The following is a 25,779-nucleotide window of genomic DNA, read 5'->3' as shown; positions in this document are numbered from 1 at the left end:
CGGCATGCAGAGCTTGTGGCCCTTTCTGACCCGGGAACTCCGCGATGCGCCGGGGCGGGCGAACTACACCCTGCGCCTGACGCTCAGCTGCGCGGTGCTGATTGTGCTGTTTATGACGCTGCATATTCCCTTCCTCGCCGTCGCGCTGATCGTGGTGTTTTACGTCAGCCAGCCGAACGTCCTGATGATCAAACTGGTAAGCGTGGTTTTCGTGGTGACCGTCAGCGTCGCGCTGGGCGGCGTGCTGCTGATTATCAAGTGGACCTATGACTATCCGCTGATCCGCCTGGTCGCCTCGGTGATCCTGTTCTTCTGCGCCATTTACCTGATGCGGGTGCTCGGCAAGCTCGGGCTGGCGTTTTTCGTGGTGGCGCTGGCGGTCATCTACGCCCAGACCTTCCCGTCGATGACCAGCCAGAGCGAAATTCTGGTGCGCCTGCTGCTGTGGCTATGGGTGGCGATCAACACCGCGATTCTGGTGACCCTGCTGGTCAACGCCTGTTTCCAGCAGGCCTTTCCCGGCTATCAGTTCAAAGCCCGGCTGGTGGTGATGCTCCGCCAGACGGCGCGGCGCCTGAGCCAGCCGGACAATGGCACGCCACCGCCCACCGTTACCGAGATTGCCGGGCAGTTTAACCAACTGCGGTCCCTGTATCAGCAGGCCGCACGCGCCACGCCGGAGATTGCCGCCAGCCCGCAGGCCTGGCAGTCGCTGATGGCCGCCGCGCTGAGCTGCTCTCATTTGACGGCGCTGCTCCAGCCGGGCGACGACCATCCCGATGCGCGTCGGCGGATAGCCAGCCAGCTTAACGCGCTGGCGGATAATCTGCCCGCGGCGGCGGAGGTCCAGCCGCTGATTGTCCCGCGCGACGGCGCCAACAGCGCCATTTTGCAGGAAATCGCCGAGGTTCTGGCGCGGCTGGCGCGCGGCGAAACCATCCCGCTGCCGCAGGGCGAAGTGGAAAAAGCGCCGCTGCTTTTGCCGGACGCGTGGTCCAATCCGGCCTATCTGCACTTTGCCCTGAAAACGCTGCTGGCGACGCTGCTGTGCTACGTTTTTTACACCGCCGCCGACTGGCAGGGCATCCACACCATCATGCTGAGCTGCGTGATCGTCGCCCAGCCGGGCCTGGGCGCCACCATGCAGAAAACGTGGCTACGCATTGGCGGCGCGCTGCTGGCCACGCTGATTGCGCTGCTTCTGATCGTCTTTGTGCAGCCCTGGACCGATTCGCTGAGCGGCCTGCTGGCGATGACCCTACCGGTCTTCGCGCTGGCGGCGTGGATTGCGGCGGGGTCGGAGCGCATCGCCTACGCCGGCATTCAGATAGGCTTTACCTTCGCGCTGGCATTCCTGAGCTGGTTTGGCCCGCTCAGCAACCTTACCGAGCTGCGCGACCGGGTTATCGGCATCCTGCTCGGCGTACTGGTTTCCTCCATTGTTCATCTCTATTTATGGCCCGATAGCGAAGCGCCGCAGCTGAAAGCGCGTCTGGCCCAGCTGTATCGCCAGCTGGCGAAAACCCTCGCCGCCCGCGACGATGAGGTTCAGCAGGTACCGCTGTTTGCCGCGCTGACCGAGAGCGAAACCTTAATCAACCGGGTGGCCGCCGAGCCGCTGGGAACCTATGCGCACCCGTGGCCGGAAGCCAAAAGCTGGCCGGCGCGGGCAACCTTTCGTCAGGCAGAGGAGATCCTGCGCCTCAGCGAAGGCTATCGCCTCTACGCCGCGCCGGAAGATACCTTTTTAGCCCGCTGCGCCCGGCGGCTTGAAGCCTACGCCAGCGATATCGATGCGCAGCAAAATACCGTTGAGCGCGTTCAGGCGCAGCAGCCGGATCCGGCGAATCCGTTCGGCGCGCCGCTGGTCAATGCGCTGGCCGCGCTGCCCACGTGGCCGCTTGCGTCTTCCGTTATTCCGCGACAGGCAACCCGATCATGACGAAAACCACTCCTCTTCCGCGCGTCTGGCGCTCCCTGGCGCTTGCCTTCGCCCTCACGCAATTAGCCGGCTGCGCGTTAATTCAGGACGATCCCGGCCAGGTACCGCTGGTCAACCCGCAGCAGGCCGAGCTGGCGCAGGTGATCCACCTGGCGAACAGCGGCTGGCCGACGGCGCGGTGGTGGGAAGGCTATCAGGATCCCCAGCTCAATATGCTGGTTAATCGCGCGCTGCAGAACTCCCCCACCATGCAGGCGGCGCGGCTGCGTATTTCGCAATCGCAGTCCACGGTTGAGCTGGCACAGTCGGCAATGGGCGTTCAGGCCACCGCCGTGGCGGCGCAAAACCGCCTGCGGGTAACCAATAAACAGTTTACCTGGCCCTACTCCTTCTCCCTGCCGGTGGATAAAAACGGCCCCTGGTACACGCTGAATACGGTCGGCGTCGGAGCGACGCTGAATATCGATTTATGGGGCGCCGACCGCGCCCGCGTCGCCGCCGCGATTGGCGAAAAGAACGCCCGCCAGGCGGAGACCGCCGGTATCGAGCTGGATCTCGCCAGCAGCGTGGCTCAGCTCTATTTCGCGATGCAGGCAACTTTTCAGAAAATCGAATTACTCAACCAGCTGGAGGCTATCGCCCGCCTCTCGGTGCAGGCGCACGAGCATCGTACCGCGCGCGGCGTCGAGGATAGCGTCGATGTCGCCAATGCCCAGGAGGAGCTGCTGGCGGCGCAGCAGCAGGTGATTACGGCGCAGGGGACGCTGACGCAGTACCGGGAAACCCTGCGGGCGCTGATCGGCGCCGATGCGCATAGCATGCCGGAGATTCACCCCGTGGCGCTGCCGACGCTGCAGGAAACGCTCCCGGACTCGCTCTCGTTTGAGCTGCTGGCCCGCCGCCCTGACCTGCAGGCGCTGCGCGGCTACGTTAGCGCTTCCATGAGCCAGGTGGACGCGGCAAAAGCGGCCTTTTACCCGCACTTTGATATCAAGGCCTTCTGGGGCTACAACGCGCTGAGCGTCGGCGATCTGTTTAAGTCCTCATTCCAGCAGATCAATATACTGCCGGGGCTCTATTTACCGCTGTTTGACGGCGGGCGCTTAAACGCCAACCTGAAATCGACGCGTACGGCGAGCAATATTTTGATTAAGCAGTACAACCAGGCGGTGCTGGACGCGGTGCGCGACGTGGCGATTAGCTCGAGCCAGCTGAACGATTTGAACCAGCAGGCCGCCCTGCAGCAGCAGAAAGTGACGGCGGCGATGGTGACCACCCGCAGCGCCAGCGCGCACCATCAGCGCGGGCTGGTCAGCTACTATGCGGCGCAGGAGGCGCGTCGCCCGGCCATCGCACAGCAGCTTTTGCTGCTGGATATCCAGGCCCAGCGGCTCAGTACCGATATCACCTTGATTAAAGCGCTGGGCGGCGATTATCGCGGCCCGGCGCTGAGCGAGAACGCCCCATCGCGCTAGCTTAACAGGCGCCATTCGCGCGCCTGGTTTACCGCCTGGATGCGCCCCTTCACCTGCAGCTTTTCATACAGCTGCTTAAGGTGCCATTTGACGGTTTCCGCCGAAATGCCCAGCTCGCGCGCCACGCCCTTGTTGGAATGGCCGTTGGCAATCAAACGCAGGGTCTGCTGCTCCCGTTCAGTCAGCCGCAGCGCGGGCGGCTGCGGACGCGCCGTATCAATCACGATACCGGCGGCGGCGAAGCGGGACAGCAAAGCGACGATATCGGCGGTCAGCGCATCATCCGCCGCGCCGCGCTTGTGCATCTCCGCCAGCAGCGCAGCCATCTCTTCCCTCCCCTCCAGCAGGCTGCGCCACAGCCCCTGACGCAGCGCGCGCGCAAGCGCCGGTCGGCAGACAGCCATCGCCTGCTCCCGCTCGCCGGCACGCCAGAGGGCAAGCGCCTGTTTGAGCCGCAAACGCACGGCGAATAGCCACTCGCCGCTGGTTTCCCGCACGCCGGCCAGCGTATCCAACAGCCGGGCGGCGGCCTGCGGTTCGCCGGCGGCGATAAGGAGACGGCTCTGGCTGAGCGCGATATATCCGCCGGCAGCCTCCGTCTGGCTAAGGGTCTGCAGGCGAAGCAGCAGCGCGTCGGCGGCCAGTTTGTCGCCCGCGTGAAGGGCAACGGCAATCCGCTCCGCCAGCAGCGGAGCCTGCGCCCGCAGCCAGCCGCGCTGGGCCGCCAGCCCTTCGGCATGCAGTAATAGTGATTCGGCTTCCGCCAGTCTCCCCATTTCACGGGCCTGACGGGCCAGGATGATATAGCCGCAGCTAAGGCCGTCGGGCGGACAGAAGTTGTCGATGGTCTCCAGACGCGGAACCAGCAGGCTTTGCGCCTGCTCGCCCTTCCCTTGCTCCCAGGCTATCTCGGCGAGAATGGGCGCCAGGGTAGCGCCGCTGCTGGCGTTCTCGCCGGTATGCTGCTCCGCATAGCGCAGCGCCGCCGCGGCCTGACGTTCCGCTTCGGCGAGATTCCCCTGGCGCAAATAGCTCTGCGCCATGACAAAGGCCCGGTAGACCGTCACGAACAGGTTGCGGTTAGCAACGCTGACGCCGGATACCCGCTGCTGCACCTCCAGCGCCTGCTGCGGCCGGGAGTCCGCCAGATGGCAGTAGCTGAGGATGTTGCACACCAGGCCATCAACCCAGATATCGCCGCAGGGCACCTCGCGCAGCAGCGGTTCGACAATAGCGATACTGCGGGCAATATTGTCGGCAAAGGCTTCGCAGATCGCGCGAACGACCCGCAGCTTCACCCACGAGCTGTGGGCCAGCGCCCCACCATGCGCCGCCGATTGCGTCTCAATGGCGTCGAGCAGCTGGCGAGCGTCGCTAAACCGGAAGCGGTGGGCTAACGCCCAGGCCAGATTAAGCTGAAGCTCGATGCGCGACGGGTCGAGATTGGCTGGCAGGTAGCGTATCCACTGCACCAGGGTATCGATATCCCCCTCCTCCGCCAGAGACTGCGCGCCCGCTTCCGCATCCCTGGCCGCCGATTTTCCGGCGGCCAGCGCATGGCGTATCGCCTCGGCCCACAGCTGCTGCGAGGCGAACCAGGCGCTGGCGCGATCGTGCAGCTGGCGAATATCAATATCCCCGCCGTGGCGCAGGCGATGCAGCAGCGCGTCGCGCATCAGCGGGTGATAGCGAAACCAGCGGCCGCTGTCGTCCAGCGCGGAAAGAAACAGATTGTGCTGCGCTATCCACCTCAGCATCTCGCCGCCGTTATGGCGGCCGCAGACGGCATCGCACAGATCCGGATGCAGGCGATTAAGCACGGAGGTATGCAGCAGGAAGTCGAATACTTCGGGCGGCAGCGGCGCGAAAATCACTTCATCCAGATAGCGGGAGATTGACCGCGAGCCGGCGCCGAAGCCCATCGCCGTAGACGCGTCCGGGGAGAGCGCGGCCATTTTCATTCCCGCGACCCACCCTTGTGTAAGCGCGATAAGCCGGGGGATCGCCTGCGGATCCAGCCCCGACGCGCCAGCGAAATAAGCGCGGGCTTCGCTGGGGTTAAAGCGCAGCTCCGGGTCATCGACCTCCAGCAGCTGGTCCTGCATATGCAGACGGCTCAGGGCTAAAGGCGGCTGACTACGGCTACCGATGAGCAGATGCAGCGCCGGCGGCGCATGGTGCAGCAGCCAGCTCATTCCCTGATGAATCGCCGGGTCGCTGATACACTGATAGTCGTCGAGGATCAGGTACAGCGGGTGCGGGCACTGATTAAGCTGATTAACGAGCTCAGCAAAGAACAGGGGGAGCTCGGCCGGAAGCTCGCCTTGTAACAGATGCAGAAACGACGGGCTCCACCCCTGCCACAGCGGCCGCAGCGCCTCCTGTAGATAGCGCATAAACAGCAGCGGCGCGTTGTCGTCCTCTTCAAGGCTCAGCCAGGCCAGCGCATCCCCTTGTCGAAGGCGGTGCCGGTACCACTGCGCCAGCAGGGTGGTTTTGCCAAACCCGGCGGGGGCGCGCAGCAGGGTTAAACGGCGGGAGACGGCGCCGTCGAGGCGCTGCAGCAGGCGCTCCCGCGACAGCAGGCTTTCCGGCGTACGGGGCGGCGTAAAGCGCGTGGAAATAAGCGGCAGCGTCCCGGTGAAACGTAAAGGTTCCTGATGAACAAACGCTGTCAGTGAATCATCCGCCGAGGGTAAAAAAGCCATACCGCGATTACTCCTTAAATCCAGTCCGTACGCTCATTATCCCCCCCATCAGGGGGGTAGGCCACGCTTATTGCGCCCGATAGAGTAGTGCCATTCGCCGCAGCGGCTACGACGACATCGGCCGCGGGCCTCCCTGGTTTATTAATCAGTACAAGGTGAGTACAGACATGGCTATCGAAAATAAAGTTGCGCTGGTGACCGGCGCCGGTCAGGGCATTGGTCGCGGTATCGCGTTGCGTCTGGCTAAAGACGGCGCGTCGGTGATGCTGGTCGACGTGAACCCGGAAGGGATTGCCGCCGTCGCCGCCGAAGTGGAAGCGCTGGGGCGTAAAGCGGCCACCTTCGTCGCTAACATCGCCGACCGCGCGCAGGTATACGCCGCCATTGATGAAGCGGAAAAACAGCTGGGCGGCTTTGATATTATCGTGAACAACGCCGGGATCGCCCAGGTTCAGGCGCTGGCCGATGTGACGCCTGAAGAAGTGGACCGCATCATGCGCATCAACGTTCAGGGTACCCTGTGGGGCATTCAGGCGGCGGCGAAAAAATTCATCGATCGTCAGCAGAAAGGGAAAATCATCAACGCCTGCTCTATCGCCGGTCATGATGGTTTCGCGCTGCTGGGCGTCTATTCCGCCACCAAATTTGCCGTACGCGCCCTGACGCAGGCAGCGGCGAAAGAGTACGCCAGCCGCGGCATCACGGTAAACGCCTACTGTCCGGGGATTGTGGGAACCGGAATGTGGACCGAGATCGATAAGCGCTTCGCCGACATTACCGGTGCGCCGGTGGGCGAAACCTATAAAAAATACGTGGAAGGCATCGCCCTTGGCCGCGCCGAAACGCCGGACGATGTGGCAAGCCTGGTCTCTTATCTGGCAGGCCCGGACTCCGATTATGTTACCGGTCAGTCGATTCTGATCGATGGCGGTATTGTTTACCGTTAAGGGATAAACCCGGCGCAGAACGCGCCGGGTTTTTGCGGGATTACGCGTTGGCCGCGGGCTCCTGCGGCTTGTCGCTGCGGGTGTTTTCCAGCATCCGGCGAACCGGAACAATCAGCAGGCACAGCACCGCGGCGCAGATCAGCAGCGCAATGGAGCAGCGTGCGAACAGGTCAGGCAGCATATCCAGCTGATCGGCCTTCACGTGCCCGCCAATCAGGCCCGCCGCCAGGTTACCCAGGGCGCTGGCGCAGAACCACAGCCCCATCATCTGGCCGCGCATTCTTTCCGGCGCCAGCAGGGTCATGGTCGCCAGGCCAATCGGGCTAAGGCACAGCTCCCCCAGCGTCAGCATCAGAATACTGCCCACCAGCCACATCGGCGAAACGCCCGCGCCGTTGTTGCTCAGGACGTTTTGCGCCGCCAGCATCATCAGGCCAAAGCCCGCCGCCGCGCATAAAATACCGATAACAAACTTAGTGATGCTGCTCGGACGGACGTTTTTGCGCGCCAGCGCAGGCCATGCCCAGCTGAATACCGGCGCCAGCAAAATAATAAACAGGGCGTTGATCGACTGGAACCACACCGCCGGGATCTCGAAGGAGCCGAGCATACGGTTGGTATAGTCGTTAGCGAACAGGTTAAACGAGGTCGGTTTCTGCTCAAACGCCGACCAGAAAAAGGCGGCGGAGATGAGCAGGATAAAGCATACCAGCAGGCGGGCGCGCTCTTTGCGGCTCAGTCCGGCGAAGACGAACAGGTAGATAAAATAGAGCACCACCGACGCCGCAATCACGTAGACCAGCACGCTGGCGACCGCCACCGGGTTAATCACGATAACGCCCTGGGCAATCAACGCGATGATAACCGCCACGCCGACCGTCAGCGCCAGCAGCCATGCGCCGACGCCGTTTCGTTTCACTACCGGGCTGTTCCAGGTGGAGTCGAGGCCGACTTCGCTGTCGTAGCGTTTCATCGCCGGAACGGCAAAGACGCGGAAGATAATCAGCGCGACCAGCATCCCGATGCCGCCGATGCCGAAGCCCCAGTGCCAGCCGTGAGATTTAATCAGCCAGCCGGAGATCAGCGGGGCGATAAACGACCCCATGTTGATGCCCATATAGAACAGCGAGAAGCCGCCGTCGCGGCGCGCATCGCCTTTCTTGTACAGCGTACCGACCATCACCGAAATACAGGTTTTGAACAGGCCGGAACCGAGCACGATAAACATCAGGCCAATAAAGAACAGGCTATCCCCCATCACCGCCGACAGCGCGATGGAGAGATGGCCGAGGGCGATCAGAATCGAGCCGTACCAGACCGCCTTTTGTTGCCCGAGCCAGTTATCCGCCAGCCAGCCGCCGGGCAGCGCGGCAAGATACATGGTCCCGGCAAAGATCCCGACAATGGCCGACGCGTTCTCGCGCGCCAGCCCCATCCCGCCGTCATAGACGGTGGCCGCCATAAACAGGATCAGTAATGGTCGAATACCGTAAAACGAGAACCGTTCCCACATTTCGGTGAAAAACAGCGAACCGAGGGGGTAAGGATGACCAAAAAAGGTCCGAGTTTCATTTTTATTAACAGAGGAATGCATAACTTCTCCCAAAGATGTCCGCAGCGCTTTAACGCAGCGGAAAGCGTGTTGGCCTTTTATACACAAGGCCAATCATTCACATTTAATGTGACGTAATTTAACCATTTGATAACCTAATAATGGTCCTGTCTAGTCCCTTCCCCCAACTTTTTAGATGAAAAGTCGACAAACGTCTACTTTTACAGATTTAAAGTTGGCGAGAGAGGAAATGTGATTGACAGAGGCATTCATGACAAAAATGATACTTTTTCATTTATTTACAAGGAGTTAAGAAATCACCCTGGCAACTTCATCCCGCCAGAAAACCCGGGCGATAAAAGGGGTAAAAGCGGGAAAAAACAGCATTAATGGGGGCTTTATCGAGTAATGCCGTTTAATGACATTCTCATCGACTCAAACCAGGAGGAACTCGCGGCAGGAAATATCCAACCTGCAGCCGGAAGAACGATCGAAGCGAGCATCCCGGCTCATTGGCCCATTGGCGGAGAGGAAATATCTACAGATAGCGGATCAAAAAGACGATAAGCTCCTCAATCAGCTGTGGCTTCATGACTCTAAAAATATACTTAAACTTTTTATGGGATATTTTTACAATGCGCCATTTCGCTTTTGATGCCGTCAGCCGCAGGGTGAGCCTGACTTTCAGCGACAGGCTTTCTTCAGATACAATAATCCGCACTTTATTTCTTGCGTAGTCATATTTGAAACTAATATCAAAAAAGAAACCATCGTTTGCCACGGTGATTTTTTTAGCATCACCAAAAGAACCCTTGGTAACTTTATTATCAGGATTTGCTTTTAGATGTGACAATATTGAGACATATAAGCACACGAATTTTATTTTAAACTCACGCCGCTGTCGCTTTATCTCCTCCTTTTCCTTCCTTAATCTTTCCAGGCTATTTGTCATCGAACTCATTTATTGTTCCTGCCATATGATTTATATCCTATATAATCACCAGCGAGGTTTTTAAGACAGGATAGCATCACGATAATTCTCCATGCGAATAATCAGACAACGCCTCAGAATATTATTTCTGTAGCGTTCGGTAGTATCCGCTCATTATGGCTCGCATAATGACAATATATAAAATATGGTTTTTATTGCCATAACGCGATTCTGACATAAAGATTGAAATAAAATCCACTTTTTATTTCATTGGACATGTTTTTCAGAAGTTTCGCGTTACATTTTAAATGTCCGCGTGCTAAGAATTATATTAGCTACGCGCATAATGTATTGAAAACTTTTAAAAAGGGAGAGAACCAGTAACCGTTTGTTCGTTGACGGATAAGCCGATGCTCCCGATGGCATACAGGAACGTTTGAGGGGCTATACCCTTCAGGGGGTATCTTTCCTGTACGCCACTATCAACGACGCTTTAATCCAGCGCGCTTTAATTGCGCTATATTCGGGAGAAGCCGTCACTTTCTCCAGCGCCGGGTTGATACGCGGCGCAATACCGAGCCCTTTACTGTAGTACTCCGGATCGGTACGCCGCTGCCGGAACAGAACGCTAGAGGTGCGCCTCTTCATCCAGGGAGATCACCTGAATGCCGGCATTACGATACGCCTGAACGTCATCGGGCAGACGATCGACCACCACGGTATCAATCCGATCCGCGGCGGTAAACTGGGCAAGCGAGGTATTATTCAGCTTGCTGTAGTCGCAGACGATAATCACCTGGCTGGCGTGTTCAACCATGCCGCGTTTCGTTTCTGCCAGCATGATATCGGCCACGCAGGCGCCGTGTTTCAGCGACAGCGAATTGGCGCCCATAAACGCTTTATCGACGTTCAGGGTATCAAGAATAGAGCGTCCGTTGATCGCCACCACGCAGTGGTACCCCTTCTTCACGATCCCGCCCAGCAGAATGGTTTGAATCGAGGGGCTGGCTTCCAGCTCGCGGGCGATTTGGTAATCGTTGGTGACCACCGTGACGTTTTGTCGGTCGCGAATATTGCGCGCGATATGCAGGGTCGTTGTGCCGGTATCCAGCACGATAATGTCGCCATCCTCAACCAGCGCCGCTGCGCGCTGGCCGATCCGCTCTTTCGCGCTGAGGTTGACAATTTCACGCGCGTCCGACGCCTGTTCAAAGCTCGCCCGCGTGCGAAGGACGGCGCCGCCGTGGGTACGGGTCAGCAGTCCCTCCTCTTCCAACTGGCGGAGATCGGCACGAATGGTGGCGCCAGATACATTAAAGACGTCACACATCTCAGAAACAGCCACTTTGCGTTTTTCCCTGAGAATACTGAGCAACTTCTCCTGTCTTTCTTCTGCAAACATTCTGCCTCTCTCTTATTTACGGCACGTTACGCGCGACGCGGCGCTGGCTTACCGTTGCTTATCAGTCGGGTCCTGCGCTCAGGGCATCCAGCCTGTCGTATAAGGCGGCGGATTGCCGGTAGAGCGTATCAAAAAGCTCGCTGCAGGCGTGGTAATAATCCCGCAGACGGGGATCCGGCGAAATCAGCTTACCGAACTGCACCGTCTGCCTCACGCCGCTGGCAAAATCCGCGTACAGCCCCGCGCCAACCCCGGCGATAATACCGCATCCGGTGACGCCATTCTCCTGGTTGCGCGTAGATAATATCGGAAGATTGTACGCCGCGGCTTTGATTTCAAGCCACAGCGGGCTTCGCGCGCCGCCGCCGGAAGCGATCATTTGTTGCGGATATTGCCCGCACGCCTGCAGCTGGCGCAGATTGCGCCAGGACGCAAAGGCCACCCCTTCCAGGACCGCGCGGAATAAATGACCGCGGCGATGCTTGCGCTGCAGGCCGAAGAACTGCGCCCGCGAGTTCGTGTGTTCGGCCAGGCGCTCTCCCGTCAGATAGGGAAGAAAGAGCAGCCCTTCCGCACCGGCCGGCACCGCCGCCGCTTCCTGCAAAAGCTGCGGGTGGGTAATCTGGTTATCGGCAAGCGCCAGCCGCGCCCAGCGGACGGCATCGCCGCCGGCGTCGAGAATCGTAAATCCGCCCCAGGCCGCGTTAGCCAGATGAAGGTTATTGACCAGCGGGTGGCGTAACGGCCGCGGCGACACCACGGTGATCAGCGTCGACGTGCCGGTGGAGTCGGACGCCATCCCCGGCTCATATACTCCCGAGCCCAGCAGAGAGGCCGCCATGTCCGACGTACCGGCAACCACCGGGATCCCTGGAGGCAGGCCCGTCAGGCCGGCGGCGCGTGGGGTTACCTGGCCGATAATGTCGCTGGAAAGTTTGAGGTCCGGTAGCTGATCGACCCGCAGGCCAAACGTTTCGCAGGCTTGCGAAGACCAGGCGCGGGTTTCGCTGTCCATCAGGAAATAGCAGGACGCCTCGCTATAGTCGGTCGCCAGGGCGCCGGTCAGCATGAAATTAATATAGTCCTTCGGCATTAACACTTTGGCGAGCTGCGGCCAGCGCTCCGGATGATGTTCACGCCACCAGGCTAATTTGAAAGCGGGCCACGCCGCCGCGGGTGGATTATTTAAATGCGCCAGCCACTTTTCCCGCCCTTCGCGCGCGGTAAAAGCTTCCACCTGCGGCTGGCTGCGCTTGTCATTCCACAGCAGCGCCCTGTCCTCCACCAGCTCGCCGCGATCGTCCAGCAGGACGGTGCCGTGCATCTGCCCGCAGGCGCCAATAACCGCAATCTGCGCAGCCGTTTCAGGATAGCGGTAAAGCACCTCGCGTATACAGTCGCAGGCGGCCTGCCACCATAAAGACGGGGCCTGTTCTGACCAACCCGCACGCGACGTGGTCTGTTCATACTCTCTTTGCGCAAAGCCGACCATCGTGCCGTCAACGCGCAAAAGAGCGGCGCGGGTACTGCCAGTGCCAACATCAATCGTGAGTATTTTATCTTTCATCACTGACTCCGGTGACGTCTTAAGGCGGGCCATCAGGCCCGCGGTCTCTCAGTTTAATCGGCGTTCAGCTCGGGAAAGCGTTCCGGGTGCTGCTCCAGTTCAGCCAGCACCTTTGTGACCGCGCCATGGCTCATGCCAAAGCGGCGGACGCCAAGCTGGTACAGGGCGCGCACCGTTGCCAGATCGCGAATCCCCCCGGCGCCTTTGATATCGATTCGGCCTTTAAGCTGGTCGGCAATAATGCTGACTTTTTCCACCGTCGCGCCGGTCGGCGCCCAGCCGGTGGAGGTTTTGACCCACTTCATCCCCACCTCTACGGCGATATCGCACACGCGGCGAATCTGCTCCTCATTGAGATAGTGCGTTTCGAGGATCACCTTCGCCGGTACCGGCGCGGCGGCCTCCACCACGCGGCGCAAATCTTCGCGCACATAGTCATAATCGCCGGATAACACTTTGCCGATATTCACCACCATATCCACTTCGCGGGCGCCATCGGCAATCAGCTGCCGCACTTCCTGAACCTTGGTGTCAGTCGCATGCCCGCCGCCGGGAAAGCCGACCGGCCCGCCAATCATCACCTCTCCCGTCCCCTGCTGCGGCAGCAACGTACTGAGAAAACGCGTCCAGCAGGGCAGAACGTGGACGGAAATAATGTTGTATCGGGTTGCCAGCTCGGCGCAGGCGCGAACGTCCGCTTCGGTACTGGTGGCCTGGACTGCGCTCAGGTCGACTAAACGTGCAAAACGACGGGTTGTTTCATTCATGGTTTTATCCTGCTCTTTGTTTTTAGTTTCTTTCATTTAATGCTCTTAATCGGCTTAAATCCATTTAAAAACGCATCAAATGAAAATAACGTGATCAAATTAGCATTTTTTTATTTTCATTTGCTTTTAATTAGCAGACGGGAAATGAGCGATGCCCTTGATGAACGGGCGTAAACGGGCATAAACGGGCGCAAAGGCAATATTGCATTTATTTTTGTTTGTTTTTGTTTATGCCTGAATAACGGGCGAGAGAGCGAAACCGCTGCCGGATATGACGCCAAAATGCGTACGCTGTCACATTGACCGGCGACAAAACGGTCGCCTTCGCCGGATATTCCGGAGGTCTCAACGCCCTGCGCAAGGGAAAGGTAATCTGATTATGTACTTCAGGAGAGAGCTATGTTGCCGCTGGAACGTCATCGTTTGATTGTTGAACTGCTGGGCCAACGCGGCGTGATGCGGGTGAATGAGATTGCGCAAGCGACTCGGGTCTCCAGGGAAACGATTCGCCGCGATCTGAGCGAGCTGGAACGGAAAGGGATTTTAAATCGGAGCCATGGCGGAGCGCTGGCGGCGGAGAACCCGCTGCCGGTGATCCGAGCGGCGTCGCCCGCCCTGCCGGTCGAAGATAGCCAGGGAAGCTTTCAGCAGAGAACGCTGCTGCACAGTGAAGGAAAAATGCGCGTTGCCCGCAAAGCGCTGCAGTGCCTCCAGCCGGGACAGACCATCGTCCTGGACGGCAGCAGCACCAGCTGGTTTTTGGCCCGGCAGATGCCGGAGATGGCGCTAACGGTTATCACGCCTTCTATCCGCATTTTGCAAACGCTGATGAGCAGACGCTCGTTGCATCTCGTGGGACTAGGGGGCGATTTTTCCCCGACCGAGGAGGCGTTCTTCGGTGAAACCGCCTCACGAACGCTGCGCGAGTACGCCGTCGATACGCTCTTTTTCTCCTGCCAGGGGCTGGAGCGCGATAGCGGTTTATATGCGGGTACGGAAGCCCACGCCGCCCTGTTGAAACAGATGATGCTGGCCGCCCGTCAGACCGTGGCATTGGTCGACGGCAGCAAGCTGGGGCGAACAGGCGTCGCGCGGATCGGCGGATTGGGCGAGCTGGACTGTTTAATCACCGAAAAGTTTGTCGATCCGCTGCTGGAAAAAGAGATGACCTGGCATAACGTCGGGCTACAGATCGCCTGAGTACGCCGTCATGACGTGACGGTGACTACGCGCATTGTCGAAACGCTGCTTCCCGCGGCAGGGCCAGACTTTGCCTGAAATCAGCCACTACCGGAATAAAAGAGGCCTTATGCGTTATTACCTTTCTCCCTCGCTCATGTGTATGGACATGATGAAGCTGGCGGAACAGCTGCACTTTTTAAACGGCAAAGCCGACAGGCTGCACGTCGACGTGATGGACGGGCACTATGTGAAAAACCTGGCGCTATCGGCCAGCTTTGTGGCGCAGATTCGGCCCTATACGTCGCTTCCCATTGATGTCCACCTGATGGTCGAAGAGCCCGCCCCGTTTATCCCGGCGCTGATAGAAGCCGGAGCAGACGCCATTTCACTGCATCCGGAAACCATCTGCCGCGAAGCTTTTCGGGTCATCAATATGCTTCGCCAGGCGGGGAAAGAGGTGGGGATGGTGCTCAATCCCGCCACGCCGGTTGAGAGCATCCAGCACTATCTGCATCTGCTCGATAAGGTCACGGTGATGACCGTCGATCCGGGCTATGCCGGTCAGCCGTTTATTCCCGAAATGACCGCCAAAATCGCGCAGCTTCATCAGTTAAAAGAGAGCCGCAGCCTCAACTTCTTGCTGGAAGTCGACGGCTCATGCAACCGCAACACCTACCGTGAGCTGCTGGGAGCCGGGGCGCAAGTATTGGTGATGGGCAGCAGCGGTTTATTCCGCCCGGATATGCCGCTCGAGCAGGCCTGGGAAAAAATGTCCCGGGATCTGTCCGCCGCGCTGCACTCCCCCGAGCACGTATAAAGGAGCGAATGATGTCAGGAAAAGTCTGTGTTTTTGGTTCATTCAATTTCGACATGGTGGCCAGAGTGGAACGCTTCCCGGTGCCGGGCGAGTCGTTAGTGGCCTGCGGGAGCATGACCAGCGCCGGCGGAAAAGGGGCGAACCAGGCCACCGCCGCGCTAAAAGCGGGGGCGAATGTCCACTATATCGGCAAGATTGGCAATGATACCTTCGGCCATTTTGCCCGTCGTCATCTGAAGAGCGTGGGGTTTAACGCCGTGACGCTGCTGGTCGCCGAAGAGGTCCCCACCGGCAATGCGCTGATTTATGTGGCCGGCAACGATGCCGAAAACATGATTGCCGTCGACCCCGGCGCGAATATGACGGTGACCGATGATGAAATCGCCGGCTGCATTCCCGCTATCGGCTGCGCGGATGTGGTGCTGGTTCAGCTGGAGAATAATCTTTCCGCCATTGAACAGGTCGTTGACGCCGCGAAAGCAGCCGGGGCCTTCGTGGTGCTCAATCCCGCCCCCTGGCAGCCCGTTGAGCACGCCTTTCTAAGCAAAGTGGATTTGCTCACGCCGAACGCGACGGAGGCCGGGTTAATGACCGGGCGCCGGGTTGACTCTCTGGCGGCCGCGGCCGAGGCCGCCGATGCGCTGCATGCCCAGGGCGCGCGCAACGTCATTATCACCCTCGGCGCAAAGGGCGCCCTGCTGAGCGAGCAGGGCGTGAAATCCCCTGTTCCGTGCTTTCCTTCTCATCCCCGCGATACCACCGGCGCGGGCGATGCCTTTAACGGCGCGCTGGCGGCGCGTCTGGCCTGCGGCGAGCCGCTGCATAGCGCGGCCCGATTTGCGGCGGCCTACGCCGCCGTCAGCGTCGAAAAGCAGGGCGCATCATCTTTACCGGACTACCAGGAGGCACGAGAACGGCTTTTACGTGCCGCCTCTGATTATGAAATGGCTTAAACCCTACTGTATAAAAACCATTAAGAGGATAGCTCAATGAGTACGCTAATCACGGATAAGGTCGATAAAGCGGCGGTCCACAATGAAAAACTGGACACCAGCGCGTATTTACCGCACACCCCCTGGCTGCAATTTTTACTGGTCTGTTGCCTGTTTGCGCTCTGGGGGATGGCGGGCAACCTGAATGATATTTTGATCGCCCAGTTTAAAAAGGGCTTCGATTTAACGGATACCCAGACGGCGCTGGTGCAGTCGATTTTTTTCCTCGGCTACTTCTTTGTCGCCCTGCCTGCGGCGGCGCTGATTAAGCGTTATTCCTATAAAGCGGCGATTATTATTGGGCTGTGCCTGTACGCCCTCGGCTGTTTCCTGTTCGTCCCGGCCGCGCAGATCATGACCTACGGCGCGTTCCTCGCCTGCCTGGGGGTGATCGCCTGCGGACTCTCTTTTCTGGAAACCTCGGCAAACACCTACTCCAGCCTGCTGGGCCCGATCCACTCCTCCACCCAGCGCATTAACTTTTCGCAGATCTTCAACTCGCTGGGCGTGATTTCCGGCGTGCTGATTGGCCAGGTGATGGTCTTCGGCGAAAACGATCCGAGCCATGAACAGCTGCTGGCGATGCCCGCCGCCGCCGCGGACGCCGCGCGCCATCAGATGGTCGGCCAGGTGGTCGGGCCCTATCTGATTATCGGCTCCGTGCTGGTGGTGCTGGCGCTGGTGTTCGTGTTTATTAAATTCCCGTCGTGCAAGGGCACGCCCTCTCAGCAGCAACAGCTCCCGACGGAAAGCATGGGGCCTACGCTGAAACGCCTGTTTGCCATCCCGCGCTTTCGCCTCGGGATCCTGTCGCAGTTTTTGTACGTCGGCGCCCAGGTTGGCGTATGGAGCTTCACGATTCGCTTTGTGCAGCTCGTGCAGCAGGGCACCAGCGAGCACTCCGCGACTTACTGGCTGCTGGCTTCTCTGGTGATTTACGCCGTGGGTAAAACCGTGGCCACCTGGTTGATGAACCGCCTGAATCCGGCGCTGCTGCTCGGTACCTTTGCCCTGGCCGCCACCGCCCTTTTACTGGTTGCCGTATTCAGCAGTTCAATGCTGGCGGTCTATGCGCTCATTCTGGTCAGCTTCTGTATGGCGCCATGCTGGCCGACAAACTTTGGTCTGGTCATCAAAGGGATGGGGAAAGATACCCAGACCGCAGGCTCGATCGTGGTGATGTCGATTATCGGCGGGGCCGTTATTCCGCTGGTGATGGGCATTATCTCGGATATGAACGGCGGCAATATGCAAATCGCTTTTATCGCCCCACTTGTGTGCTTTGTGTATGTCGCTTTCTACGGTTTCTGGTGCGTGCGTAAGGGGGTATAACATGCGCGAACTGATCAACACGATTGCTCATATTGGCTATCAGGTCAGCGACTTAACACGTTCGCTAGCCTTCTATGAACCGCTGGGCTTTCAGCGCCAGCAGCGGTTTAGCAAACCGTCGCCGCAGGGCGCTATTGAAGTCGCGTTTCTTGAAATGGCGGGCGCCGTCCTCGAGCTGTACCAGCTTCCCGAAGGAACGCCTTTTGACGTCCCTCGCTGCGGTATCGATCATCTGGCGCTGGAAGTCAGCGATCTGGATGCGGTGCAGCAGCGGCTGGCGGCGCTCGGTTATCCGCTCGATGAAGGGCCGATTGAGGAAGAAAATGTGCGCTTCCTGCTTATTCGCGGCCCCGATGGCGAACGGCTCGAGTTCGATGCCTTTAAGCGCTAAGCGGCCGGGCTGATCCCCTTCTCCCTTTTAGGCCCGGTTAACACGGGTCTAAAAGTGGGCTTCCTCAGGCTTTACAAAAGCCTGTCTGCTTCCAGATTTTCTCTCCCCCAACCGGCCTCTCCTGCCTATTGTGCAATGTTACAAAATTGCTTCTGTTTTGTTGATTTTCTATTGTGAGCCATTCGGCAATTTCCTCTCCTGAATTTCCCCAGACTACTTCCAGTCAATACGCAATATCAGGAGAGACAAATGAGCAGCACCTCCGCCGACTTCCAGAATCTGTACCAGGCCCTGAGACACAGCGCCGCCCGCAGCCCGGATGCCCTGGCGCTGGCGTTTGAGGATCGGCGCTATCTGTACCGCGATTTTCACCTGCGGGTACAGCGAGCGATGGCGCAGCTTGACCAGATCTGGTCGCTGCGCAAAGGCGATCGAATCCTGCTGGCCTGGGGGAATCATCCCGCTTTTTGCGAAGTCCTTTTTGCCGCGCTTGGTCTGGGCATCGAAGTGGTGCCTTTCAGCACTAAGCTTAAGCAGGCCGAAAGCGAGGAGCTGGTGGGCCATATCGCCCCGCGGGTCGTGCTGTTCGATGCGACCGTACAGGACTGGCTGAAAAACACCCCCGACGCGCGCGCGGTTTCGCTCAGCGAATGGCAGGCGATCTCACTTCCCGAACCGCTGACCCGCCAGCCGGTCCCGGTTAACCGCGACGATACGGCGGTGATGATGTTCACCTCCGGTACCACCGGAGAGCCGAAAGGGGCGATTATCACGCACAATAACCTGCTCTGCGCGATTGACGCCTATACGCAAAAACTGAATCTCACCGCCGCGGATAGCACCATTCTGGCGGTACCTATCTATCACATCACCGGCCTGTCGGCGCTGCTGGCGCTGTTTATTAGCCTCGGCGCGAGCATCTGGCTGCAGCACCGGTTCAACGCCCCGCAGGTGATCGGCACCCTGCGCGAACAGAACATTACCTTTCTGCACGGCTCGCCAACCATTTTTATCCTTCTCTGCCAGGCGGCGCGCGAGCAGAGCGCCAGTCATCCTGGCGATTTCCCCGCGTTACGCACGATTGCCTGCGGCGCGGGCCATCTGAGCGATGGACTGATCAACGAGTTAAAAACCCTGTTCCCGCACACGGCGATTCAGCCGATCTACGGGCTCACCGAAACGACCTCACCCGCGACGATTTTTCCGGGCGACGTCTGGGGCAGCGATAAATGCGGCAGTTCGGGCCAGGCGATCCCCGGCCTCGCCATTACGATCCGCAACGATCGCCAGCAGCTCCTCCCCGCCGGGCAAATCGGGCATATCTGGCTAAAAGGCGACGTGGTGATCCGCGAGTACTGGCAGCACAGCGAACGACGCCCGAGCTGCGATGCACAGGGCTGGTTTTGTACCGGCGACCTGGGCTATCTCGACGATGAAGGCTGGTTGTACATAAAAGACCGCAGCAAGGACATGATCAATCGCGGCGGAGAGAAGATTTACTCGCTGGAGCTGGAAAACATTCTCTCTACCTATCGGGGAGTGCGGGAAGTTGCCGTCATCCCGACCCCCAGCCCGATCTATGGCGAAGAGCCGGTGGCGTTTATCGTGCCGGACGGCCAGCACCACCTGACCAGCGAAGAGATCCTCGGCTGGCTGAAGGTCAAAATCGCCCGCTTTAAGCTGCCGGCGCGCATTATTTTCACCCGCGTTTTACCGCGCACCCATAACGGAAAAGTGAGCAAACAGCAGCTTAAAACGCGCCTCGCGGAATCCATCATCACGCTATCAACGGAGGATAAAAAGTGAGCAACAAATTTATCAGCGCCCATCAAGCGGCGCAGCGGGTCGCCAGCGGAGACACCGTCTGTACCGTCGGGATGACGCTTATCGGCGCGGCGGAATCCATTTTAGGCGCCATCGAAGCGCGTTTTCTGAGCGGAGGCGAGCCGCGCGATTTGACGCTGCTGCATGCCGCAGGGCAAAGCGATCGCCAGCGCGGTATCCAGCACTTCGCTCATCCGGGTATGGTGACGCGCCTCATCGGTTCGCACTGGGGCCTGGCGCCGCGCTGGATGGCGATGATCAACAACAACGAAGTGGAAGCCTGGTGTCTGCCGCAGGGGCAGATCGTTCATCTCTATAGCGCGATGGCTGCCGGACTTACGGGGCGCCTTTCGCCCGTCGGGCTCGGTACCTTTGTCGATCCGCGCATGGAAGGCGGGCGGATGAACGCCCGCACCCGCGAACGGCCCGATCTGATCGAGCACGTGACGTTTCGCGGCGACGAATATCTGTTCTACCCGGCCATTCCTCTGGACGTGGTCATTGTGCGCGGCACCCATGCTGATGAAGAGGGCAACCTCACGACCGATGAAGAGGTGATGAAGCTGGAAGTTCTGCACGCGGTTCTCGCCGCCAGACGCTATGGGGCGAAGGTGCTGGCGCAGGTGAAATATCGCGTGGCGAAAGGCTCGCTGCATCCGAAAAGCATCACCGTTCCCGGCAACCTAATCGACGCCATTGTGGTATGCGAAGAGCCACAGACGGATCACCGCCAGACCTCCAGCTGGGACTTCGATCCGGCGCTGTGCGGCGATATCCAGCTTCCCGCCGCGCAGAACGCGCCGCTGCCGCTCGACCTGCGCAAGCTTATCGGGCGGATTGCCTGCCGCTATCTGACGCCCGGCTGCGTCATCAATCTCGGCACCGGCATTCCCAACGACGTTATTGGCGCCATCATTCACGAAGAACGGCTCGGCGAGCAGGTCACCATCACCGTGGAGTCGGGGATCTACGGCGGGCAGCAGGCGGGCGGCGTTGATTTCGGCATCGGTCGTAACCTGAGCGCGATGATAAGCCACCAGGATCAAATGCTCTATTACAACGGCGCGGGGGTCGATATCACCTTTATGGGTGCCGGCGAGATGGACCCGCACGGCCACGTCAACGCCACGCGGCTCGGCGCATCCTGCCCCGGCGCGGGCGGTTTTATCGATATCACCCAGAATGCCCGCCACGTCGTGTTCTGCTCCTCTTTTACCGCCAAAGGGCTGGAGATCGCCTGTGAACAAGGGGCTCTGCATATCCGGCGCGAAGGCGAGGTACGCAAATTCGTCGCCGGGGTGAATCAGGTTTCCTACAACGGCGAGCTGGCCCGCGCCAAAGGACAAACCATGCATTACGTCACCGAACGGGCGGTTTTCGAACTGCGCCCGGAGGGGCCGGTGCTGACGGAAATCGCCCCCGGTATCGATCTTGAGCGCGACATCCTGGCGCATATGGATTTTCGTCCGGCGATCGCCGCGGATCTTCAGGTTATGGACAGTCGCTTGTTCACCCCGCAGCCCTGCGGCCTCGCGGAACATCTGTCCCGGAATTCATCCTCTGACTCACAAGGAAATTAGCTATGAAACTTGCCAGTAAAACCGCCATTGTTACCGGCGCCGCGCGCGGTATCGGCTTTGGCATTGCCCAGGTGCTTGCGAGGGAAGGCGCGCGCGTGATCATCGCCGATCGAGACGCGCACGGCGAAGCCGCCGCCGCGTCCCTGCGCGAATCGGGCGCACAGGCGCTGTTTATCAGCTGCAATATCGGTGAAAAAGCGCAGGTCGAAGCGCTGTTTTCCCAGGCCGAAGAGGCGTTTGGCCCGGTGGATATTGTGGTGAATAACGCCGGAATCAACCGCGACGCCATGCTGCACAAACTCTCCGAAGCGGACTGGGACACGGTGATCGATGTCAATCTGAAGGGCACTTTTCTCTGTATGCAGCAGGCCGCCATCCGCATGCGCGAACGCGGCGCGGGCCGCATTATCAATATCGCTTCCGCCAGCTGGCTTGGCAACGTCGGGCAAACCAACTATTCGGCGTCAAAAGCCGGCGTGGTGGGGATGACCAAAACCGCCTGCCGCGAACTGGCGAAAAAAGGCGTCACGGTTAATGCCATCTGCCCGGGCTTTATCGATACCGATATGACGCGCGGCGTCCCGGAAAACGTCTGGCAAATCATGATCAACAAGATCCCTGCGGGCTACGCGGGGGAGGCGAAAGACGTTGGCGAGTGCGTGGCGTTTCTGGCGTCCGACGCCGCGCGCTATATCAACGGGGAAGTCATTAACGTCGGCGGCGGCATGGTGCTGTAAGGAGAAAAACGATGACACAGGCTAATGATATTGTGGTTGTCAGCGGCGTCCGTACCGCTATTGGCACGTTTAACGGCAGTCTTAAGCATACCCACCAGCACGATCTCGGGGCAGCGGTTATTCGCGAAGCGATCGCCCGCGCCGGGCTTGCGCCGCAGGATATCGATGAAACGATCGTCGGCAACGTCGGGCAAATCGCCGAAAGCGGTTTTATCGCCCGCATCTGCCAGCTGCGGGCGGGGATCCCGCAGGAGAGCACCGCGTATTCGGTTAACCGCCAGTGCGGCTCCGGGCTTCAGGCCCTGGCGGACGGCATGATGCAGCTGCAAAGCGGCCAGGCCGAGGTGGTCGTCGCCTGCGGAACGGAAAATATGACCCAGTTGCCCTACTACCTGCGCAAAGCGCGCGATGGCTATCGCATGGGCCACGGCGAGCTGGAAGATGGACTGATCTCCATCCTTACCTGGCCAGAAGGGCCTTATCACAACGGCGTCACGGCGGAAAACGTCGCGCAACGCTTCGGTATTACCCGCGAAGCGATGGACGATTTCGCCTGGTCGAGCCAGCAGAAGGCGCTGAAGGCGATCGCTGAGGATCGCTTCCGCGAGCAGATTCTGGCCCTTGAGGTGCCGGACGGCAAAAAAGCGACCCGCCTGTTCGCGACCGATGAACACCCGCGCGACACCCCGCGCGAAAAGCTCGCCGCGCTGCGTCCGGCATTTAAAGCCGACGGCGTGGTGACGGCGGCCAACTCCTCCGGCATTAACGACGGCGCAGCCGCGCTGGTGATGATGACCCGCCAGCAGGCGGAACAGCGCGGCTTAACTCCGCGCATGCAGATTCGCGGCTGGGCGGTCGCCGGCTGCGGCGCGGAGATTATGGGGTTTGGCCCCTCTCCCGCTACCCGACGCCTGATGGACCGTCTCAATATGGATGTTCACGCCATCGATTTAATTGAACTCAATGAGGCCTTCGCCGCCCAGGCGCTGGCGGTGATGAACGATCTGCGTCTCGATCCAGCCCGCGTTAACGTCAACGGCGGCGCGATCGCCCTCGGCCACCCGGTGGGCGCCAGCGGTGCGATCCTGCCGGTCAAACTGATGTATGAAATGGCGCGCAGCGGCGCGCGCACCGGTCTGGTCACCATGTGCATCGGCGGCGGCCAGGGGATTTCTATGCTGTTCGAGCGCGAAGGCGCTTAGGAAAAGACGGCCCGAAGTGGGGCTTCGGGCCGGGCGTCGTTCGGGTCAGCACCCGGCGACAACCTGTGAGCTGACTAACGGGATCGACGCGATCCCGGCAAGGCTTCTGACCACGAATACGGGGAAATAATAACCATGTCCGCAATAAATGAAAAGGCGGTAAACGGGACGCAGCTACAGCGCACCCATAAAAAGATCTACCGCCATTTGATGCCGCTGCTTATCGTGGCGTACATCATCAGCTTTATTGATCGTACCAATATTGGCATGGCGAAAGCGACCATGTCGGTGGATATCGGCCTTTCCGCAACCGCATTCGGCCTCGGGGCCGGGTTGTTTTTTCTCACCTACGCGGTGCTGGAGATCCCCAGCAACCTGTTTTTAACCCGGATTGGCGCGCGGCGCTGGATCGCCCGCATCATGATAACCTGGGGGATCATCTCCTGCGGCATGGCGTTTGTCACCGGGCCTACGTCCTTTTACGTGATGCGCCTTTTGCTCGGCGCCGCCGAAGCGGGGCTCTATCCGGGCATTATTTACTACCTGACCCTCTGGTTTGGCCGCGAAGAGCGCGCTAAAGCCACCGGTCTGTTCCTGCTGGGAGTCTGCCTGGCCAATATTATCGGCGCGCCGCTGGGCGGATTGTTATTAAGCCTTGATGGAATGTCCGGCTGGCACGGCTGGCAGTGGATGTTCTTTATCGAAGGGCTGCCCGCGATAGCGCTGGCGTTCGTCGTCTGGCGCAGACTGCCGGATAAACCGGCTGACGCCCGCTGGCTGGACAGCAACGACGTGCAGGCAATCAACGCGGTACTGGAGAAAGAAGCCGAGGAGACGCGCCATACGCCGAGCCGTTTTTCCCTGAAAACAGCGCTCACCACCCGCGTATTTTTGTTGCTGGTGCTGATTTACTTTACTCACCAGTTTTCGGTTTACGGCCTGAGTTATTTCCTGCCGGGGATCATCGGTAGCTGGGGCCAGCTTACCCCGCTGCAGATCGGTCTGCTGACCGCCATCCCGTGGATCGCAGCCGCCGCTGGCGGGATCCTGCTGCCGCGCTTCGCCCGGACGGAGCAGCGTTCGCGCAGCATGCTGATGGCCGGATATCTGGTCATGGCGACCGGCATGGCCATTGGCGCAATTGCCGGTCACGGCGTGGCGCTGCTTGGCTTCTCGCTGGCCGCCTTCATGTTCTTCGCCATGCAATCCATCATCTTTAACTGGCTCCCCTCGATCATGAGCGGGCATATGCTGGCGGGCAGCTTCGGCCTGCTTAACTGCCTCGGGCTGTGCGGCGGCTTTCTCGGGCCGTTTATTCTCGGCGCGTTTGAGGACCGCACCGGCGCGGCAACGTCCGGCTTATGGTTCGCCGTCGCGCTACTGATCGTCGGCGCGCTGGTGTCTGTGTTCATCAAAAGTTCGTCATCCCCCGGCAGTGCATCGGCAAAACAGGCCGACGGCGAAAAAGCGTAATCAGGAGGTTCTTATGCGCATCGAAGTCTTACTGGATTTAAAAACTCGACTCGGCGAAAGCCCGGTCTGGGATGTCGAACAGCAGCGTCTTTGGTGGGTGGACAGCCTCGACGGGCGCCTGTTCGCCTGTAACGCGCAGGGCGGCGCGATTAACAGCTGGGACGTGCGGCAGAAAATTGGCTCTTTCGCCCTGCGCCAGAACGGCGAAGGCGCGGTAGTGGCGCTACAGAATGGCGTGCATCTGCTCGACTTCGCCAGCGGCGAGCTGACGCTACTGCACCATCCGGAAGCGGACCGGCCCTTTAACCGGCTCAACGACGGCAAAGTCGATCGTCAGGGACGTTTTCTGTTCGGATCGATGGATATGCGTGAAGAGGAGCCGAGCGGCGCGCTATATCGCCTGGACGCCGATCTGTCACTGCACGTGCTGAAGAAAAATATCATCGTCTCTAACGCCCCCTGCTGGAGCCCCTCCGGCGAGACGTTCTATTTTGCCGATACCTGGACGGGCGAAATCTGCGCCTGGGACTACAACACCGCGACCGGCGATCTCTCCGGAGAACGAGTCTTTTGCCGTGTCGATCGCAGCGAAGGCGGCGCGGCGGATGGCGCCACCGTGGACAGCGAAGGCTATCTGTGGAACGCGCTGGTCTACGCGGGCAAGCTGGTGCGCTACACGCCGGAGGGCAAGGTCGATCGCATCATTGAGATGCCGGTGAAAAAAGTGACCAGCGTAATGTTCGGCGGCGAAAACCTCGACGTGCTGTACGTCACCTCAATGGCGCAGCCGCCCCTCCCGCGCTTCCCGGAAGATAATCAGCTGCGCGGCAGCCTGTTCGCCCTGTACGACCTGGGCGTGACCGGCGTAGCGGAACGGCGTTTTGCCGGCTAAGCCAACCTCCGGCTCGCCGCGATAACAATAATACCCGGCGAACTGACTCTGACCCTGACACCAGGC

General features: G+C 59.6%; 21 protein-coding genes. 14 read left to right on the top strand and 7 right to left on the bottom strand.

Going from position 1 to position 25,779, the window contains the following annotated elements; genetic code table 11:
* Positions 1-4: 4 nt before the first annotated feature.
* Positions 5-1,942 (top strand): FUSC family protein, encoded by a 1,938-nt coding sequence (locus ABLU87_RS12390; RefSeq protein WP_122117370.1) that lies wholly within the window; start codon positions 5-7, stop codon positions 1,940-1,942.
* Entirely contained in the window at positions 1,939-3,417 is a 1,479-nt protein-coding gene (locus tag ABLU87_RS12385) for an MdtP family multidrug efflux transporter outer membrane subunit (RefSeq protein ID WP_049078728.1), read from the top strand. The genes ABLU87_RS12390 and ABLU87_RS12385 overlap by 4 nt, the downstream gene beginning before the upstream one ends.
* Here the strand turns inward: ABLU87_RS12385 and ABLU87_RS12380 are convergent.
* Positions 3,414-6,125 carry a LuxR C-terminal-related transcriptional regulator gene (locus ABLU87_RS12380; RefSeq protein WP_122117369.1) on the bottom strand — a complete coding sequence of 904 codons (2,712 nt, stop codon included), beginning with the start codon at positions 6,123-6,125 and terminating at the stop codon, positions 3,414-3,416. The two genes, ABLU87_RS12385 and ABLU87_RS12380, sit on opposite strands and share 4 nt — an antisense overlap.
* Positions 6,126-6,292: 167 nt before the next feature.
* On the opposite strand from ABLU87_RS12380, the gene ABLU87_RS12375 reads away from it, so the two are divergent.
* The gene (locus tag ABLU87_RS12375; protein WP_032751132.1) at positions 6,293-7,072 is read left to right on the top strand and encodes an acetoin reductase; all 780 of its coding nucleotides are present in this window, start codon (positions 6,293-6,295) and stop codon (positions 7,070-7,072) included.
* A 40-nt stretch (positions 7,073-7,112) separates the two neighbouring features.
* Here the strand turns inward: ABLU87_RS12375 and ABLU87_RS12370 are convergent, their stop codons facing one another.
* The 6 genes from ABLU87_RS12370 to deoC all read right to left on the bottom strand — a co-directional run bounded on the left by ABLU87_RS12370 (position 7,113) and on the right by deoC (position 13,327).
* Positions 7,113-8,666 (bottom strand): peptide MFS transporter, encoded by a 1,554-nt coding sequence (locus tag ABLU87_RS12370; RefSeq protein ID WP_004124798.1) that lies wholly within the window; start codon positions 8,664-8,666, stop codon positions 7,113-7,115.
* 496 nt (positions 8,667-9,162) lie between these two features.
* Positions 9,163-9,585: a hypothetical protein gene (locus tag ABLU87_RS12365; protein ID WP_009654947.1), complete on the bottom strand. Its 423-nt coding sequence runs from the start codon at positions 9,583-9,585 to the stop codon at positions 9,163-9,165.
* 423 nt (positions 9,586-10,008) lie between these two features.
* Positions 10,009-10,203: a hypothetical protein gene (locus tag ABLU87_RS12360; RefSeq protein ID WP_177952253.1), complete on the bottom strand. Its 195-nt coding sequence runs from the start codon at positions 10,201-10,203 to the stop codon at positions 10,009-10,011.
* Positions 10,184-10,957 carry a DeoR/GlpR family DNA-binding transcription regulator gene (locus ABLU87_RS12355; RefSeq protein WP_009654966.1) on the bottom strand — a complete coding sequence of 258 codons (774 nt, stop codon included), beginning with the start codon at positions 10,955-10,957 and terminating at the stop codon, positions 10,184-10,186. The genes ABLU87_RS12360 and ABLU87_RS12355 overlap by 20 nt, the downstream gene beginning before the upstream one ends.
* Before the next feature lie 61 nt (positions 10,958-11,018).
* Positions 11,019-12,524, bottom strand: coding sequence for an FGGY-family carbohydrate kinase (locus ABLU87_RS12350; RefSeq protein ID WP_025106036.1), 1,506 nt, complete (start codon positions 12,522-12,524; stop codon positions 11,019-11,021).
* Between the two features lie 53 nt (positions 12,525-12,577).
* Positions 12,578-13,327, bottom strand: a complete 750-nt coding sequence (gene deoC / locus ABLU87_RS12345; protein ID WP_102803220.1) for a deoxyribose-phosphate aldolase — start codon at positions 13,325-13,327, stop codon at positions 12,578-12,580.
* A gap of 363 nt (positions 13,328-13,690) precedes the next feature.
* Between deoC and ABLU87_RS12340 the strand changes: the two genes are divergently transcribed.
* The 11 genes from ABLU87_RS12340 to ABLU87_RS12290 all read left to right on the top strand — a co-directional run bounded on the left by ABLU87_RS12340 (position 13,691) and on the right by ABLU87_RS12290 (position 25,713).
* Positions 13,691-14,491 (top strand): DeoR/GlpR family DNA-binding transcription regulator, encoded by an 801-nt coding sequence (locus ABLU87_RS12340; protein ID WP_122117368.1) that lies wholly within the window; start codon positions 13,691-13,693, stop codon positions 14,489-14,491.
* 109 nt (positions 14,492-14,600) lie between these two features.
* Positions 14,601-15,290, top strand: a complete 690-nt coding sequence (gene alsE, locus ABLU87_RS12335; RefSeq protein WP_014839469.1) for a D-allulose 6-phosphate 3-epimerase — start codon at positions 14,601-14,603, stop codon at positions 15,288-15,290.
* 11 nt (positions 15,291-15,301) lie between these two features.
* Positions 15,302-16,243 carry a ribokinase gene (locus ABLU87_RS12330; RefSeq protein ID WP_085520413.1) on the top strand — a complete coding sequence of 314 codons (942 nt, stop codon included), beginning with the start codon at positions 15,302-15,304 and terminating at the stop codon, positions 16,241-16,243.
* Positions 16,244-16,279: 36 nt separating this feature from the next.
* Positions 16,280-17,614, top strand: coding sequence for an L-fucose:H+ symporter permease (gene fucP, locus ABLU87_RS12325; RefSeq protein WP_032751147.1), 1,335 nt, complete (start codon positions 16,280-16,282; stop codon positions 17,612-17,614).
* A 1-nt stretch (position 17,615) separates the two neighbouring features.
* Positions 17,616-18,005, top strand: coding sequence for a VOC family protein (locus ABLU87_RS12320; protein ID WP_025106031.1), 390 nt, complete (start codon positions 17,616-17,618; stop codon positions 18,003-18,005).
* Positions 18,006-18,254: 249 nt separating this feature from the next.
* Entirely contained in the window at positions 18,255-19,811 is a 1,557-nt protein-coding gene (locus ABLU87_RS12315; RefSeq protein WP_025106030.1) for a class I adenylate-forming enzyme family protein, read from the top strand.
* Positions 19,808-21,409, top strand: a complete 1,602-nt coding sequence (locus tag ABLU87_RS12310; RefSeq protein WP_196942054.1) for a CoA-transferase — start codon at positions 19,808-19,810, stop codon at positions 21,407-21,409. The genes ABLU87_RS12315 and ABLU87_RS12310 overlap by 4 nt, the downstream gene beginning before the upstream one ends.
* A 2-nt stretch (positions 21,410-21,411) precedes the next feature.
* Positions 21,412-22,146, top strand: a complete 735-nt coding sequence (fabG, locus tag ABLU87_RS12305) for a 3-oxoacyl-ACP reductase FabG (RefSeq protein ID WP_032751155.1) — start codon at positions 21,412-21,414, stop codon at positions 22,144-22,146.
* Between the two features lie 11 nt (positions 22,147-22,157).
* The gene (locus ABLU87_RS12300; protein ID WP_122117384.1) at positions 22,158-23,348 is read left to right on the top strand and encodes a thiolase family protein; all 1,191 of its coding nucleotides are present in this window, start codon (positions 22,158-22,160) and stop codon (positions 23,346-23,348) included.
* Between the two features lie 135 nt (positions 23,349-23,483).
* On the top strand, positions 23,484-24,821 hold the full coding sequence (locus tag ABLU87_RS12295) for an MFS transporter (protein WP_025106028.1): 1,338 nt from the start codon (positions 23,484-23,486) through the stop codon (positions 24,819-24,821).
* Between the two features lie 13 nt (positions 24,822-24,834).
* Positions 24,835-25,713 (top strand): SMP-30/gluconolactonase/LRE family protein, encoded by an 879-nt coding sequence (locus ABLU87_RS12290; RefSeq protein ID WP_116279866.1) that lies wholly within the window; start codon positions 24,835-24,837, stop codon positions 25,711-25,713.
* Positions 25,714-25,779 lie beyond the last annotated feature (66 nt).

It is taken from the genome of Klebsiella sp. CB_Kp196 (assembly GCF_040061575.1).
Lineage (GTDB): Bacteria > Pseudomonadota > Gammaproteobacteria > Enterobacterales > Enterobacteriaceae > Klebsiella > Klebsiella michiganensis.
The sequence above is the reverse complement of the archived record's forward strand: the minus strand, read 5'-3'. Positions and strand labels throughout refer to the sequence as shown.